12 protein-coding genes are annotated in these 13,543 nt (G+C 70.8%); 11 read left to right on the top strand and 1 reads right to left on the bottom strand.

The features are described from left to right. On the bottom strand, positions 1–318 hold a 318-nt coding region (locus VLK66_RS15785; RefSeq protein WP_325310409.1), incomplete at its 3' end, for a hypothetical protein. A gap of 78 nt (positions 319–396) precedes the next feature. On the opposite strand from VLK66_RS15785, the gene VLK66_RS15780 reads away from it, so the two are divergent. From VLK66_RS15780 to VLK66_RS15730, 11 genes are all read left to right on the top strand, one after another. Next, positions 397–846: a CoA-binding protein gene (locus tag VLK66_RS15780; protein ID WP_325310408.1), complete on the top strand. Its 450-nt coding sequence runs from the start codon at positions 397–399 to the stop codon at positions 844–846. A 364-nt stretch (positions 847–1,210) separates the two neighbouring features. Further along, the gene (locus tag VLK66_RS15775; RefSeq protein ID WP_325310407.1) at positions 1,211–1,897 is read left to right on the top strand and encodes a cytochrome c3 family protein; all 687 of its coding nucleotides are present in this window, start codon (positions 1,211–1,213) and stop codon (positions 1,895–1,897) included. 81 nt (positions 1,898–1,978) lie between these two features. Next, positions 1,979–5,038, top strand: coding sequence for a molybdopterin dinucleotide binding domain-containing protein (locus tag VLK66_RS15770; protein ID WP_325310406.1), 3,060 nt, complete (start codon positions 1,979–1,981; stop codon positions 5,036–5,038). A 1-nt stretch (position 5,039) separates the two neighbouring features. Beyond that, positions 5,040–6,476 (top strand): NrfD/PsrC family molybdoenzyme membrane anchor subunit, encoded by a 1,437-nt coding sequence (nrfD, locus tag VLK66_RS15765; protein WP_325310405.1) that lies wholly within the window; start codon positions 5,040–5,042, stop codon positions 6,474–6,476. Between the two features lie 10 nt (positions 6,477–6,486). Beyond that, positions 6,487–7,005, top strand: a complete 519-nt coding sequence (locus VLK66_RS15760) for a DUF3341 domain-containing protein (RefSeq protein WP_325310404.1) — start codon at positions 6,487–6,489, stop codon at positions 7,003–7,005. Continuing rightward, positions 6,992–7,774 (top strand): cytochrome c, encoded by a 783-nt coding sequence (locus VLK66_RS15755; RefSeq protein WP_325310403.1) that lies wholly within the window; start codon positions 6,992–6,994, stop codon positions 7,772–7,774. The genes VLK66_RS15760 and VLK66_RS15755 overlap by 14 nt, the downstream gene beginning before the upstream one ends. Positions 7,775–7,793: 19 nt before the next feature. Continuing rightward, entirely contained in the window at positions 7,794–9,080 is a 1,287-nt protein-coding gene (locus tag VLK66_RS15750) for a hypothetical protein (protein ID WP_325310402.1), read from the top strand. A 234-nt stretch (positions 9,081–9,314) separates the two neighbouring features. Beyond that, the gene (locus VLK66_RS15745) at positions 9,315–10,493 is read left to right on the top strand and encodes a L,D-transpeptidase (RefSeq protein WP_325310401.1); all 1,179 of its coding nucleotides are present in this window, start codon (positions 9,315–9,317) and stop codon (positions 10,491–10,493) included. Beyond that, positions 10,490–11,269, top strand: coding sequence for a hypothetical protein (locus VLK66_RS15740; protein WP_325310400.1), 780 nt, complete (start codon positions 10,490–10,492; stop codon positions 11,267–11,269). Before VLK66_RS15745 ends, VLK66_RS15740 begins: the two co-directional genes overlap by 4 nt. A gap of 125 nt (positions 11,270–11,394) precedes the next feature. Beyond that, a complete protein-coding gene (locus VLK66_RS15735; protein WP_325310399.1) occupies positions 11,395–11,976 on the top strand; it encodes a hypothetical protein in 582 nt (193 codons plus the stop codon). 371 nt (positions 11,977–12,347) lie between these two features. After that, positions 12,348–13,202 (top strand): TrmJ/YjtD family RNA methyltransferase, encoded by an 855-nt coding sequence (locus VLK66_RS15730; protein WP_325310398.1) that lies wholly within the window; start codon positions 12,348–12,350, stop codon positions 13,200–13,202. The last annotated feature ends 341 nt before the right edge of the window (positions 13,203–13,543 follow it).

Here is a 13,543-nt window from a genome sequence, read left to right as displayed (position 1 = left end):
CCGCACCGAATCGAGGGATTCAAGGCGCGCTTGGCCGCCAAGATCGCGTTGCACAACGTACTCATCTGGTTCAACCGCCAGCATGACCGGCCAGCACTCCAGTTCGCCGACCTGATCGCTTGGTGATTCCCACCAAGCGTTGAAGTCGCCGGTGATCGGCTGCGCGCCCGGAACTTTCTTCAGGCCGGCCACACCATCAGTTCCCCCGCATGAGCGCTTGCAGGCCGAAGGATCTATCAGCGAGGTCGCACGTGCGCTGCCGGACTGCACGATCGATCCCGAATTCGCGATCAGGGGAATGGAGATGTAGACGAACACGCGTCTTGCATGTGGACGCCTGTTTGCGCCACCCTTCGTGGAGGCGATCGATCCGAGGGCTACGACGGAGGAATGGGGATGGCGGACGACTGGCAGCAGAACCTGGTCTCGACTGGCGAGGGTATCGCGCAGATCTGGCGCGACGTGAAGCGCATCGCGGTGCTGGGGATGAAGACCGAGGCGCAGGCCGGGCAGCCGGCGTTCTACGTGCCCGAGTACCTGCACCGCGCGGGGTACGACATCATCCCCGTGCCGGTCTACTTCCCCGACGCCACGCACATCCTGGGGAAGCACGTCTACCGGAAGCTGGCCGACATCCCCGGCGGGGTCGACATGGTGAACGTCTTCCGCCGCTCGCAGGACGTCCCCCCGCACGTGGACGACATCCTGGCCGCCAGGCCGAAGGTGGTGTGGATGCAGAGCGGCATCCGCAACGAGGACGCGGCTCGGCGCCTGGCCGAGGCCGGGATCCGCGTGGTGCAGGACCGCTGCGCCATGGTTGAGCACCGCCGCTACGGCAGCGCCTGACGAAGAATCCCACGCGGGAGAAGCGGAGCAGCGGAGGAGGACGAATCTCCCTCTTCGCTGCTCCGCTTCTCCGCATGAGCCATGCGGTTGAGACGGGTTCTCAAACATCCGTCGCGGGAGCCGCGCGGAGGCGGCGGAGCGGGTAGCAGGGTAACTGGTTGCCGTGAGGGGAAATACGATGCCCGCCGGGAGGAAATCGCCCCGGCGGGCATTGCCGTTCGGGCGGGGGAATGCTATATGGGTGTGCTTCCGAGCGGGGTCAGGAAATTCCGGGCTCCGCCGCGGGTGCAGGGGCCGCAGGCGGCCGGCGGGGACGGGACCCCGGCGGGCGCGGTGCGGCAACGGTTTTCTCCGTCAGGCACACATGAAGAGAGCCTTCACCATCCTCGGCCTCGCGCTGCTCGCGATCGCCGCCCAGTCGTGCCGCAAGTACTCGGCCGACGAGGGCGATGCGCCCGACCAGCCGATCGCCTTCTACCACAGCGTGCACGCGGGGCAGAACAACATCCCGTGCATGTACTGCCACTACACGGCCGACCGCTCGGTGGACGCCGGCATTCCCGCCGTGCAGGTGTGCGTGGGATGCCACGTGCCCGGCAGCAGCGCGCCCGGCGCGGTGGCCAGCCAGGCGTCGCTCGCCTTCCCGACTGCGCAGCGCGACACCTTCTGGAACCGCAACGCCAACCTGCTGGTGGACTACTGGAAGCGCGGCGCCGCGGTGCCCTGGGTGCGCATCCACAAGATCCCCGAGCACGCCAAGTTCCCGCACTTCATGCACGTGAACGCCGGGCTGCAGTGCCAGACCTGCCACGGCCCCGTGCAGGAGATGAAGAAGGTCTACCAGTTCAGCTCGCTGCGCATGGGCTGGTGCATCGAGTGCCACCGCGGCCAGACGCCGCTGTCGGCGGCCGAGGAGGCCTCGGTGCGCGAGCGCTCGTCGTTCATCCGCCGCGTCCGCGAGCTGCGCGCGGCCGGGCACGACGTGGCCGGCGTGGCCGCCACCCGGCCCAACCAGCGCGCCTCCACCGACTGCGTGGCGTGCCACTACTGATCTGTCGCGCGAAAGACGGGGCGCCGGCGGCCACGGCCGCGGCGGGCGCCCCCTGTGCCAGGAGCAAGCATGGCTGATGGAATGAAGAGACGCGACTTCCTGAAGGTCCTGGGCGTATCCGGGGCCGGCGTCGCGACGGTCGGGTGCGGCACCACACAGGCCGACAAGCTGATCCCCTACGTGATCCCCCCCGAGGACATCGTCCCCGGGACGTCCACGTTCTACGCCAGCACCTGCCGCGAATGCCCGGCCGGGTGCGGCATCCAGGTGGAAACGCACGAGGGGCGCGTCACCAAGGTCGAGGGGAACCCCGGCCACCCGGTCTCGCACGGCAACACCTGCGCGCGCGGGCAGGCGTCGGTCCAGGGGCTCTACCACCCCGACCGCTACCAGGGCCCCATGCTCATCGAGAGCGACGTGGGCGGCACCCCGCGCAACGTCGCCTGGAGCATCGCCGAGGAGCAGGTGGCGGCGCAGATCTACTCGGCGCCGCGCGGCTCGGTGGTCTTCCTCTCCGGCAACTACACGGGGACGATGGCGCGCCTGGCCGACGAGTTCACCGCGGCCATCGGCGGGCGGCGCGTGACGTACGCGCCGCTCGAGGACGCGCCGCGCGACCTGGACTTCGCCAACGCCGACCTCATCGTGGCCTTCGGCGCCGACTTCCTGGAGACCTGGGGGTCGCCGGTCGACTACGCCTGGCAGTTCGCGCAGATGCACGCCTACCGCAAGGGCGGCGTGCGCGGGAAGTTCATCTGGGTGGGCCCGCACCGCCCGCTGACGGGGCTGAACGCCGACCTGTGGCTGAACTGCAAGCCGGGGACGGAGGCGCTGGTGGCCGACGCGCTGGCCAGCGGCAACGCCGGCGCGGCCGCGCAGGCCGGGATCGACGCCCGGAAGCTGCAGACCGCGATCGACTGGTATCGGACGGCCCGCACGCCGGTCGCCATGGGCCCCGGCGCGGCGCTCCGCTCCAGCGGCAACACGGCGCTCGAGGCGGCGGTCGCCCGGCTGAACCGCGGCGGCGGGGCGGCGGCTCCGGCCCGTCCGGCCGACATGCGCCCCATGGTGGAGCTGATCCGGCAGATGGCCGCGGGGCAGGTGCGCGTCCTGCTGATCGACGCCTCGGACCCGGTGTTCACCCTCCCCGGGGGGCTGAAGTTCGCCCAGGCGCTGAAGAAGGTGCCGGTGCGCGTCTCGTTCTCGTCCTTCCCGGACGACACGGCGCGCATGGCCAACTTCATCCTCCCCCAGAGCCACTTCCTGGAGAGCTGGGACGACCATGCGCCGCGCGCCGGGGTGCTGAACCTGGTGCAGCCGGCCATGCGCCCCGTCTTCAACACCAAGCAGGTCGGCGACGTCCTGCTGGCGGTGGCCGCGCGGCTGAACCTGGCCCTCCCCGGCGCCGCCGCGGGGGCGAAGACCTACTACGACTACCTGGTGGCCAACTGGGCCGGCCGGGCGAGCGGCTCGGCCTGGCGCGACGCGCTGAAGGCCGGCGGCATCTTCGCCGCCTCGGGCGGCACGGCGGCGCTCCCCGCGGGCGCGGCAGCGGCGACGGCTCCGGCCGGCGCGCAGCCGGCTCCGGTGGCGACGACACCCGTCCCCACGACGCCGGCCCCGGTGGCCGCGACGGCGGCTCCGGCCGGTGCCGCGGCGGCGCCGATCTTCGAGGGGACCGGCGAGTACGTGCTGGTCGTCTACCCCAGCTACCGCTTCTTCGACGGGCGCAACGCGAACCGGCCCTGGCTGCTGGAGCTGCCGGACCCGGTGACCAAGGTACCGTGGGACATGTGGGTGGAGGTCCATCCCAACACCGCCAAGAAGCTCGGCGTGGTGCAGGGCGACGTGCTGGAGGTGAAGTCGCCCCACGGCGCGATCCAGCTTCCCGCCTACATCTGGCCGGGCGTGCGCGAAGACGCCGTCGCCATCCAGATGGGGATGGGGCACGAGGGCTTCGGGCGGTGGACGGCCGGGCGCGGCGCCAACCCCATGAAGCTGCTGGGCGGCGCGGTGGACCCGGCCTCGGGGGCGTTCGTGCACTACGGAGTGCGGGTCTCCCTCCGCGCCACCGGCGAGGGCGCGGGCCCGCGCTTCCAGGGGCTGTACGAGAACGGCGTGCGCATCCAGCACGACCGCGAGGTGGCGCAGGCGGTGTCGCTGGCCGCCATCACGCAGGCCGACGCGCAGGGCCCCGGCGCCATCCCCGGCTCGGAGCACGAGATCGAGGAGCTGAAGGGGAACGGCGGCTTCAAGCCCGTTCCCACCCGCACCGACCCGGCGGGCGGGTACCCCACGCCGGGGTCCGAGTACGGCCAGTACATCCCCGGCGACACGCGCTGGGCGATGGTGATGGACCTGGCCCGCTGCATCGGCTGCTCGGCGTGCACCGTGGCCTGCTACGCCGAGAACAACATCCCCGTGGTGGGGCCCTCCGAGTACAAGCGCGGGCGCGACCTCAGCTGGCTGCGCATCGAGCGCTACTTCGGCGTGGGGCAGGACGAGGCCGAGGCGTACTCGGACGCGGCGACCGACGACGTGCGCTTCGTGCCCATGCCCTGCCAGCACTGCTCGAACGCCCCCTGCGAGCCGGTGTGCCCCGTCTACGCGGCGTACCACACGCCCGACGGGCTGAACGGGCAGGTGTACAACCGCTGCGTGGGCACGCGCTACTGCGCCAACAACTGCCCGTACAAGGTGCGCGTGTTCAACTGGTTCACCTACCAGTTCGAGACACCGCTGAACTGGCAGCTGAACCCCGACGTGACGGTGCGCGAGAAGGGCGTGATGGAGAAGTGCACCTTCTGCGTGCAGCGCATCCACGAGGGCGAGCGCCGCGCCGCGGTGGAGGGGCGCCACGTGCGCGACGGCGAGGTGGTGCCGGCCTGCGCGCAGGCGTGCCCCACCCAGGTCATCACCTTCGGCAACATCCGCGACCAGAACTCGGCGGTGGCGCGGGCGGCCACCACCAACCGCGGGTACCGCGCGCTGGAGGAGCTGAACACGCAGACGGCCATCGTCTACCTGAAGAAGGTCACGCTGCACCAGCCGCGCAACACCAGCCACGAGGCCGAGGAGCGCGCCGAGATGGGCGGCACGGAGAACACGCCGCAGGCCGGCGTACACCCGGGAGGGCGTTGAGATGGCGACCGAAACCGCGCCGACCGCAGTCCGGTCGGCCTTCCACCCCGACGTCGCGAGCTACGAGCAGGTCAACCGCGACGCCAACCGGCTGCTGACCAAGCCGGGGAAGGGCTACCTGGCCCTCCTCGGGCTGGCCATCAGCCTGGTGGGGCTGATGGTGATCGCCGAGCTGCACAACATCTGGTACGGCCTGGGGATGAGCGGGCTGACCAACCCGGCGGGGTGGGGCGTGTACATCACCACCTTCGTGTTCTGGGTCGGCATCGGCCACGCGGGGACGCTGATCTCCGCCATCCTGTACCTGTTCCGGGCGCCCTGGCGGCAGTCCATCTACCGCTTCGCCGAGGCGATGACGGTGTTCGCGGTGCTCACGGCCGCGCTCTTCCCCATCATCCACATCGGCCGCCCCTGGTTCTTCTACTGGCTGCTGCCGCTTCCCAGCCAGCGGCACCTGTGGCCCAACTTCCGCAGCCCGCTGCTGTGGGACGTGTTCGCGGTCACCACGTACCTGACGGTCAGCTCGGTCTTCTTCTTCATCGGCCTGATCCCCGACATCGCGGCGGCGCGCGACACGGCCACGCACCCGATGCGGAAGAAGGTCTACACCATCCTTTCCCTGGGCTGGCGGGGAACCGACCGCGAGTGGCGGCACTTCACCCGCGCGTACCTGTTCCTGGCCGCGCTGGCCACGCCGCTGGTGCTGTCGGTGCACTCGGTGGTGTCGTGGGACTTCGCCGTCTCCATCGTCCCGGGCTGGCACACGACCATCTTCGCCCCGTACTTCGTCGCCGGCGCCATCCTTTCCGGCGTGGCCATGGTGGTCACGCTGATGGTGCCGGTGCACCGCATCTTCGGGCTGGGCGCGTACTTCACCGAGACGCACTACGACCGGCTGGCCAAGCTCCTCCTGCTCACGTCGCTGATCGTGGGCTACGCGTACGGGATGGAGTACTTCATGGCCTGGTACTCGGGCGAGCTGTACGAGCGCGGGGTGTTCTGGGACCGCGTGACGGGCGACTACTGGTGGGCGGGGTGGTCGATGATCACCTTCAACGCCTTCATCCCGCAGCTGCTGTGGGTCCCGCGGATCCGGCGCAACCTGAACGCCTTCTTCCTGATCGCGATGTTCGTGAACATCGGGATGTGGTGGGAGCGCTTCGTGATCATCGTGCCGTCGCTCGCCCACAGCTACGAGCCCTGGAAGTTCATGAACTACCACCTCACCTGGGTCGAGGCGTCGATCCTGCTGGGGAGCTTCGGGTGGTTCTTCATGTGGTTCCTGCTCTTCCTGCGCTACCTTCCCGGCCTGTCGATCGCGGAGATCAAGGAGGTGCTGCCGCCGCCGATGCGGCACCACGGCCCGGCCGACCACGCCGCCAGCGTCGACGCGTCGGGCACGCAGGTGGAGCACTATCCGACCGGCTACTACGCCTGAGAACGAGCCTATGAGCAAGCTTCGCACGGGCGTGCTGGGCGTGTTCGCCCACCTGGACACCGCCACCGACGCCATCCGGCGCCTGAAGCGCGAGGGGTTCACGGTCACCACGTACGCCCCCACGCCGCGCCACGAGCTGGAGGAGGCGATGGAGACGCCGGAGAGCCCGGTCCGGATCTTCACGCTGACCGGCGCCTTCACCGGCACCGCGGCGGGCACCGCGCTGGCCACCTGGACCTCGATCGACTGGCCGCTGATCGTGGGCGGCAAGGAGATCGTGGCGCTCCCGGCCTTCAGCGTGATCATGTTCGAGCTGACCATCCTCCTCGGCGCGCTGAGCACCGTGGCGGGGCTGTTCCTGCTGGGGCGGCTCCCGCACATCGGGCCGCCCGAGGCGCCCATGTACCACCCCTCGTTCACCGGCGGAAACTTCGGCGTGTTCGCGCACGCCCCGCGCGACCGCTACGACGACGTGCAGAAGATCATGACCGATGCGGGGTCGGAGGAGGTGCTGGTTGACCACCGCTAAGCTGCTGGCCCTCGCGTCCCTGGCCGCCTCGCTGGGAATGGGGGCGTGCACCGACTGGGCCGGCTACGACATCGACGTGGCGGGCGGTAAGATCCCGCAGCTGGCCAACATGCGCCGCAGCGTGATCCCCGATCCGTACGCCATGCCCCGGCTTCCCGCGCCCGGCGCGGTGGCCTCGAACAGCCCCATGGGCGACGTTCCCGCGCACTTCGGCAGCGACAAGCTGGACAGCGCGGCGGCCACCTTCCGCAACCCGTACTCGGGCGGCGCCACCGAGGCCGTGCTGCGGGTGGGGCAGACGAAGTTCCAGAACAACTGCTACGTCTGCCACGGCCCCGAGGGCGCGGGGAACGGACCCATCGTGCAGCTGGCGAAGGGGGCGGACGGGAAGACGTACTCGCGCTTCCCCGGTGCCCCGGCCATCAACGGCGCCATCACCGCGGGCAGGAGCGACGGCTACATCTACGCCGTGATCACCGCCGGGCGCGGGCTGATGCCCCCGTACGGACCGCGCCTGACCGAGACCGACCGCTGGGCGGTGGTGGAGTACGTGCGCACGCTGCAGCAGCGCGCGGGCGCGGCGCCGCAGCGCGGCGGCCCGGCCCCGGCCGGCCCGGCGGCGGTGACGGGCGCGCCGAACCCGGGCACCGCCGGCCCCGCGGGCCCCACGCCCGCCACGGCCCCGGCCACCCCAGCGCCGGGCACCACGCCCGCGGCGGCCACGCAGGCACCCGCTCCCTCGCCGGCGCCCGCGCCGGCGCGGCCCTGATTTTCGAGAGAGAAGCGAAATGGCGCATTCCGGAGACTTTCCCGCCCGCGTCCCCTTCCGGCGGCTCTCCGTATCGGGGGCGGCGTGGGGCGGCATGGCCCTGCTGGTGCTGGTCGGCGTCGCCGCGGCGGTGCTGGGCGAGCACGAGCGGATGTGGCTGGCGGTGCACTACAACTGGCTGTTCTGGTCGTCGGTGGCGGTGGGGATGGTGCTGTTCGCCATCTCGCAGCAGCTGACCAACTCGCGCTGGAGCTGGCCGCTCAGGCGCATCGCGCTGGCGGGGATCGGCTTCTTCCCGGTGAGCTTCGTCCTCTTCCTGCTGAAGCTTCCCGGCCGCCCGGTGTGGTTCGAGCACTGGTGGGGCGAGGGGAAGGTGCAGGCCGACCCCATCCTGGCCGCCAAGGCCGTGTGGCTCTCGCCCACGGGAATGCTGCTGCGCGACCTGATCGGGCTGCTGGTGCTGTACGGGATGATGGCGTGGTTCGCCTACCACATGCTGCGCCCGGACCTGCACGGGGTGAAGGGGCCGGGGATCTATCGCACCATCACCGGCGGCGAGTGGCGGGGCGTGGCCGAGGAGGCGCTGCGCTCGCGCAAGCTGTCGCTGCGCATCGGCGCGGTCACGGCCATCCTGAACGCGCTGATCTGGGGGATGATCGCGATCGACCAGGCCATGACCATGCTGCCGCACTGGTTCAGCACCATGTTCCCGGTCACCTTCCTGGTCAGCACCTTCCACTCCGGGCTGGCGATGACGGCCGTCATGATGGTGGTGCTGCGCCGCCACCTGAAGCTGGAGGAGTACATCACCGGCGCGCAGTTCCACGACCTGGGGAAGCTGATCTTCGCCTTCGCCGTGTTCTGGATGTACGTGAACTGGTCGCAGTACGTGGTGATCTGGTACGGGCAGCTGCCGCACGAGCAGGAGTTCTTCGTGCAGCGCTTCCACCCGCAGTTCGCGCTGATCACTGAGATCATGGTGGCGTGCGTGTTCGTGTTCCCCTTCCTGGCGCTGCTGCCGCGCGCGCCCAAGAAGGTACCGGGGGTGCTGGCCGGCGTGTCGGCGGTGGTGGTCATCGGGCACTGGCTGGAGCGCTACCTGATCACCATCCCCAGCGTGTGGGGGGGCAGCCATGCGCCCTTCGGCCTCACGGAGATCGGGATCTCGCTGGGCTTCGCGGGGCTGTTCTTCGCCTCGTACGCGTGGTTCCTCAGCACCTTCCCGGTGCTGCCGTCGCCCGCGTCGCTGGCCACCATCCCGTCGCCCACCATCACCGTTCCCGTCCGCGCCGTCGCGCGATCCTGACGGACGGTCGGTGGACGTGACCGGCTCGGTCCCGCTGCTCCGGCGCGGGACCGAGCTTCGTTTGGGCCTCTCGCAGGGGACACGGGGGAGGGAAGCACGGACTTTCTACTTCCTCCGTGAGAAACCCTGGGAGACTGCGAACCCGCGCGAGCGGTGGAGGGTATGCGGGGGATGGCGCGCAGGTTGCAACCCCGCATCCGGTTGCGTCACCGAGGTTTCCCTGGATCCATCCGCATGACCCGCATGATGCTTCGCACCGGCGCCCGCGCGATCGCGCCCGCCCTGCTCGCGCTGGCGCTGGCCGCGTGCGCCGGGCACACGCCCGCCGCGCCGGCGCCGCAGCCGGCGCCCGCGCCGGTGGCCATCGACCCGCTGCGCCCGCCCGTGCGCCCCGACCACCGCTACGTGGTGGTGGACGTGGAGCGGAACGAGCTGCGCTACATGGACGGCGACCGCGTGCTGTGGAGGGCCCCGGTGGGCACGGGGACCGGCTTCCGCCTCTCCACCCCCGGCCGCGCCTGGCAGTTCAGCACGCCCACGGGCACGCGCTACGTGCAGTTCAAGCAGCTGAACCCGGCGTGGTTCCGGCCCGACTGGTGGTACCACGAGAACAAGCTCCCCGTCCCCCCGGCCGAGTCGCCGGCGCGGAAGGAGGAGGGCGGGCTGGGCTCGGCCGCGGTGTTTTTGGGCGACGAGATCGCCATCCACGGCACCGACAAGCCGGAGCTGCTGGGGCGGCGCGTGAGCCACGGCTGCATCCGCCTTTCCAACACCAACGCGCTGCGGCTCTTCCACGACGTGCAGGTGGGGACGCCGGTGGTCATCGTCGGCCAGGCCGAGGTGCTGGGCGAGCAGCCGGACAGCGTGGCCCGCTACACCCGGACGAATGCCCGCCGCTCGCGCGGGCCCACCGTCTACCGCAACCCGATGGACCGGCTGGGGACGCCCGCGCTGCTGGCGCGGCTGGACCGGCAGCTCGGCTCCGCGGCGGACGACAGCGCGTGGACGCTGACCGCCAGCGCGCTGCTGGAGCGCGGGCTGGCCGACGACGCGCCGGCGCTGCGCGGGCTGCTGGAGCGCGCGGGGCGGCCCGAGCCGGCGCCGCGGCGGAACGAGTACGCGAACTTCCTGGCCGACGCCTTCTCGCGCGGCGCGCTGCGCACCGTGGTCTCGCTGAACCGCATTACCCCCGAGGCGCGGCAGCGCGCGGTGGAGGCGATCGTGGAGGCCACGATGGCGCTGTACCACGGCCCGGCCGACCATCCTCTGGCGCCCTGGCCCACGCGCCGCGTTCCCGTCTCCCGCCTGGGGCCCGAGGGGCAGGCGGGGTGGCGCGCGCTGCAGGACGCCGAGGCGGCGTACCGCACGCGCATCGGCGCCGCGCCGCGGACCGCGCTCGTGGAGGGGCGGTGAGCGCGGGAAACGGCGGCGGCTCGCTGGTGGGGCGGCAGGACCTGCACTGCCATACGGACATGAGCGACGGCCATCTCTCGCTGGAGCGGGTGGTGGAGGTGGCCCGCGAGCGCGGGGTGCAGGTGGGGATCGCGGACCACGTCTCCAGCCGCAACCCCGATTTCATGGTGGCATCGCTGGACGAGGTGCAGCGGTATCTCGATGCGCTGGAGGGGGCCGACGTCTTCCGTAGCGGCGAGTTCTGCTGGTGCGACACCCTCTGGCGCGACCTGCCGGACGAGGTGATGGACCGCTTCGACTACCGCATCGGCTCCAACCACGGGTTCTGGCTCCCGGACGGGTCGACCGCGTCGCCGTGGTGGGAGTCGCTGCCGGAGCCGTGGCGCGCCCAGCCGCAGCGGCTGATGGACATCATGGTGGCCAACCTGTGCGACATGGTGCGCACCATGCCCATCCACATCGCCGCGCACTCCACCTTCATGCCGCCCGCGTTCGGCGCGCTGGAGCGGGACGTGCACGCGTGGTGGACGGAGGAGCGCGAGGACCGCTACGTGGACGCGCTGCGCGAGGGCGGCGTGGCGCTGGAGATCAGCAACCGCTACCGCCTGCCGCACGACCGGCTGCTGCGCAAGGCGAAGGACGCCGGGGTCCGGTTCTCGCTGGGGAGCGACGGGCACGCGCTGAAGCAGGTGGCCGCGCTGGACTGGGCCGCGGAGACCGCGCGCCGCATCGGCATCACGGACGCGGAGCTGTTCGTGCCCGAGCCGCGGCGGTGAGAGTACGAAGGGTACGGAAGTACGAGCGTATGAGCGGTGGCAGGATGAGATCGCGGTGGGATCGCGCGAGTGGGGAGATCACGGGTGAAGTTCGATACGGACTCGATGAGGCGGAGGAGGGGTTGATGGAGCGCGACGACGAGCCGCGGCCGGATGGGGCGGACGACCCGATGTTCGAGGCGAAGCCGGTGGAGCCGGTCCGCGGTCTGGGCGGCGAGGCCGCCCCACTGCCGCGCCGGAGTGCGCCCCGCGGGGGGGACGCCGAGATGTGGCCGGCGGACGACGACGCGTCGGAGGAGGAGCGCATCGCGCGCGCCCGGCGCGACCCCTCGTCGGTACGCGCGGAGGACACCGAGCCGTACGTGGGCTTGCAGTACGTGGCGCGGCTGTTCAAGATCGTGGCGATGGTGGTGATCGTCGCGCTGACCGCCGAGATCGTGGCCGCGCTGGTGATGGAGGGCCCCAGCGCGCTCCTCCCGCTGATCCTGGAGATCCTGCAGGGCGCCGTGCTGGCCGCGGTGCTCTGGGGCGCCAGCGACCTGACGCTCCTGCTGATCGACGTGGGCCACGACGTCCGCGCCGCGCGCGTGCTGCTGGGCCGCATGTCCGCGCGCGTGGGGGGCGGTTTCGACCCCGGCGCACCGCCCGTGGCGCCGGACCAGCGGCGGACGCCGAGGCGGGGTTCGGGCGAGGAGTACGTCGGATAAACCGAAGTGCGAAGTGCGGAAGTGCGTGAGTGCGGAAGTGCGATTGCCTTTCGCGTGGACGATGGAGCAGGCGCGGACCGGATGAGGTTTTCGCACCCCGGGGCAGGCGCCTCGGGGTGCGGTGTTTGGGGATGCGATGGGTTGCGTGAGGGATGCGCGCCCGAAGGGCCGGGAACCCGCCGCGCCCGCATCGATGCTGCGGAATTGCGGCAACGTATCGTGCGGCGGGGGCCCGGCGCGGTTGGCAACGGTAGTATCGTTGCCTACCGCGCGCGCAGCCCGGCCCGGAGCGCAGCGGAGGGACACGCCCGAAGTCGCAGTTGCCGTTTCCGTTGCCGTTAGTGGATCGATTCGAAGATGAACAGCAGCCGATGAGCGAGACGGAGCAGGGGGAGAAGGCGGGAATTCCGCTTACGGAGAGCGCGCGGCAGGCGCTCGAGGGCGTGGTGGTGGTCCTCTGGCAGACGCAGGACTACGTGAACATCGCCGGCACCATCCGCGCGATGAAGAACTTCGGGCTGTCGCGCCTGCGGCTGGTGAGCCCCGCGCTCTGGGACCCGTACCGCATCGAGGGGATCGCGCACGACACGCAGGACATCGTGGCGCGCACCGAGATCTTCGACACGCTGGACGAGGCGCTGGCCGACTGCTCGTTCGTGGTAGGGATGACCGCGCGCGAGCGCCGGGCCAAGCGCGCCGTCACCCGCCCGCGCGACCTGGCGCCCGAGCTGCTGGCCCGTGGCACCCAGGCCACCGCGGAGGGCACCGGTCCCGTCGCTCTCCTCTTCGGGCGCGAGGACAAGGGGCTCAGCAACGAGGCGCTGGACCTGTGCCACCGCACCTGCATCATCCCCACCACCGAGCACGCGTCGCTGAACCTGGCGCAGGCGGTGCTGGTGATGGCGTACGAGCTGTGGATGCAGGCCGCCGGCACCGCCATCCCCTTCAAGCCGCCCCGCCGCGACGCGCCGCCGCCCACGGTGGAGCTGCTGCGGGTGGTGTTCGAGGACATGGAGCGCGCGCTCTGGGCCATCGACTTCTTCAAGACCCGCAACAGCGAGAGCGTGATGCGCACCCTGCGCGAGCTGGTCCGCCGCGCCGACGTGGACGCGCGCGAGGCGGGCTTTCTCCGCGCCATGGCCATCGAGGTGGTGAAGTACCTGAAGCGCGCAGGAGCCTACGAGGAGCGCGGGCCGGGCGCATCGGGCGAAACCGGGGAATCCTGAGCGGTACGCGGCGATCCAGCCCTCAACCCGAAAAAACGAAGAGCCAAGACAGAGCTGCCGTCTCGGCTCTTCACTTTTTCGCCCTCTCCCGACAGCAGGATTCGGAAGAAGGATCGGTGCTCTGGGCCAGCTCACGTGCTGCCGCGCCCACAGATCCTTCGGCCTGCAAGATGCTGTGCTGGTGCGAGTTGCGGCGTGGTCGGCCTGAATAGAAAGTTCCGCGCGCAGCCGGTCACCGGCGACTGAAGTCGCAGCAACAACTACGGGAAGCCTCGCAAACTGCGCGAGGCTGATCCGCTCATTCTGTGGCATCAGCGCTCACGACCAATCTCCTTTCATCC

The sequence above is a fragment of the Longimicrobium sp. genome, assembly GCF_035474595.1.
In the GTDB taxonomy this organism is placed as follows: Bacteria; Gemmatimonadota; Gemmatimonadetes; order Longimicrobiales; family Longimicrobiaceae; genus Longimicrobium.
The sequence above is the reverse complement of the archived record's forward strand: the minus strand, read 5'-3'. Positions and strand labels throughout refer to the sequence as shown.

What these genes read in the sequence shown, in the direction of transcription:
- VLK66_RS15735 (WP_325310399.1), top strand. Translation starts at nt 11,395, where the DNA reads ATGGAGCGCGACGACGAGCCGCGGCCGGATGGGGCGGACGACCCGATG.
- VLK66_RS15750 (WP_325310402.1), top strand. Translation starts at nt 7,794, where the DNA reads ATGGCGCATTCCGGAGACTTTCCCGCCCGCGTCCCCTTCCGGCGGCTC.
- VLK66_RS15775 (WP_325310407.1), top strand. Translation starts at nt 1,211, where the DNA reads ATGAAGAGAGCCTTCACCATCCTCGGCCTCGCGCTGCTCGCGATCGCC.
- VLK66_RS15730 (WP_325310398.1), top strand. Translation starts at nt 12,348, where the DNA reads ATGAGCGAGACGGAGCAGGGGGAGAAGGCGGGAATTCCGCTTACGGAG.
- VLK66_RS15780 (WP_325310408.1), top strand. Translation starts at nt 397, where the DNA reads ATGGCGGACGACTGGCAGCAGAACCTGGTCTCGACTGGCGAGGGTATC.
- VLK66_RS15745 (WP_325310401.1), top strand. Translation starts at nt 9,315, where the DNA reads ATGACCCGCATGATGCTTCGCACCGGCGCCCGCGCGATCGCGCCCGCC.
- VLK66_RS15760 (WP_325310404.1), top strand. Translation starts at nt 6,487, where the DNA reads ATGAGCAAGCTTCGCACGGGCGTGCTGGGCGTGTTCGCCCACCTGGAC.
- nrfD (WP_325310405.1), top strand. Translation starts at nt 5,040, where the DNA reads ATGGCGACCGAAACCGCGCCGACCGCAGTCCGGTCGGCCTTCCACCCC.
- VLK66_RS15770 (WP_325310406.1), top strand. Translation starts at nt 1,979, where the DNA reads ATGAAGAGACGCGACTTCCTGAAGGTCCTGGGCGTATCCGGGGCCGGC.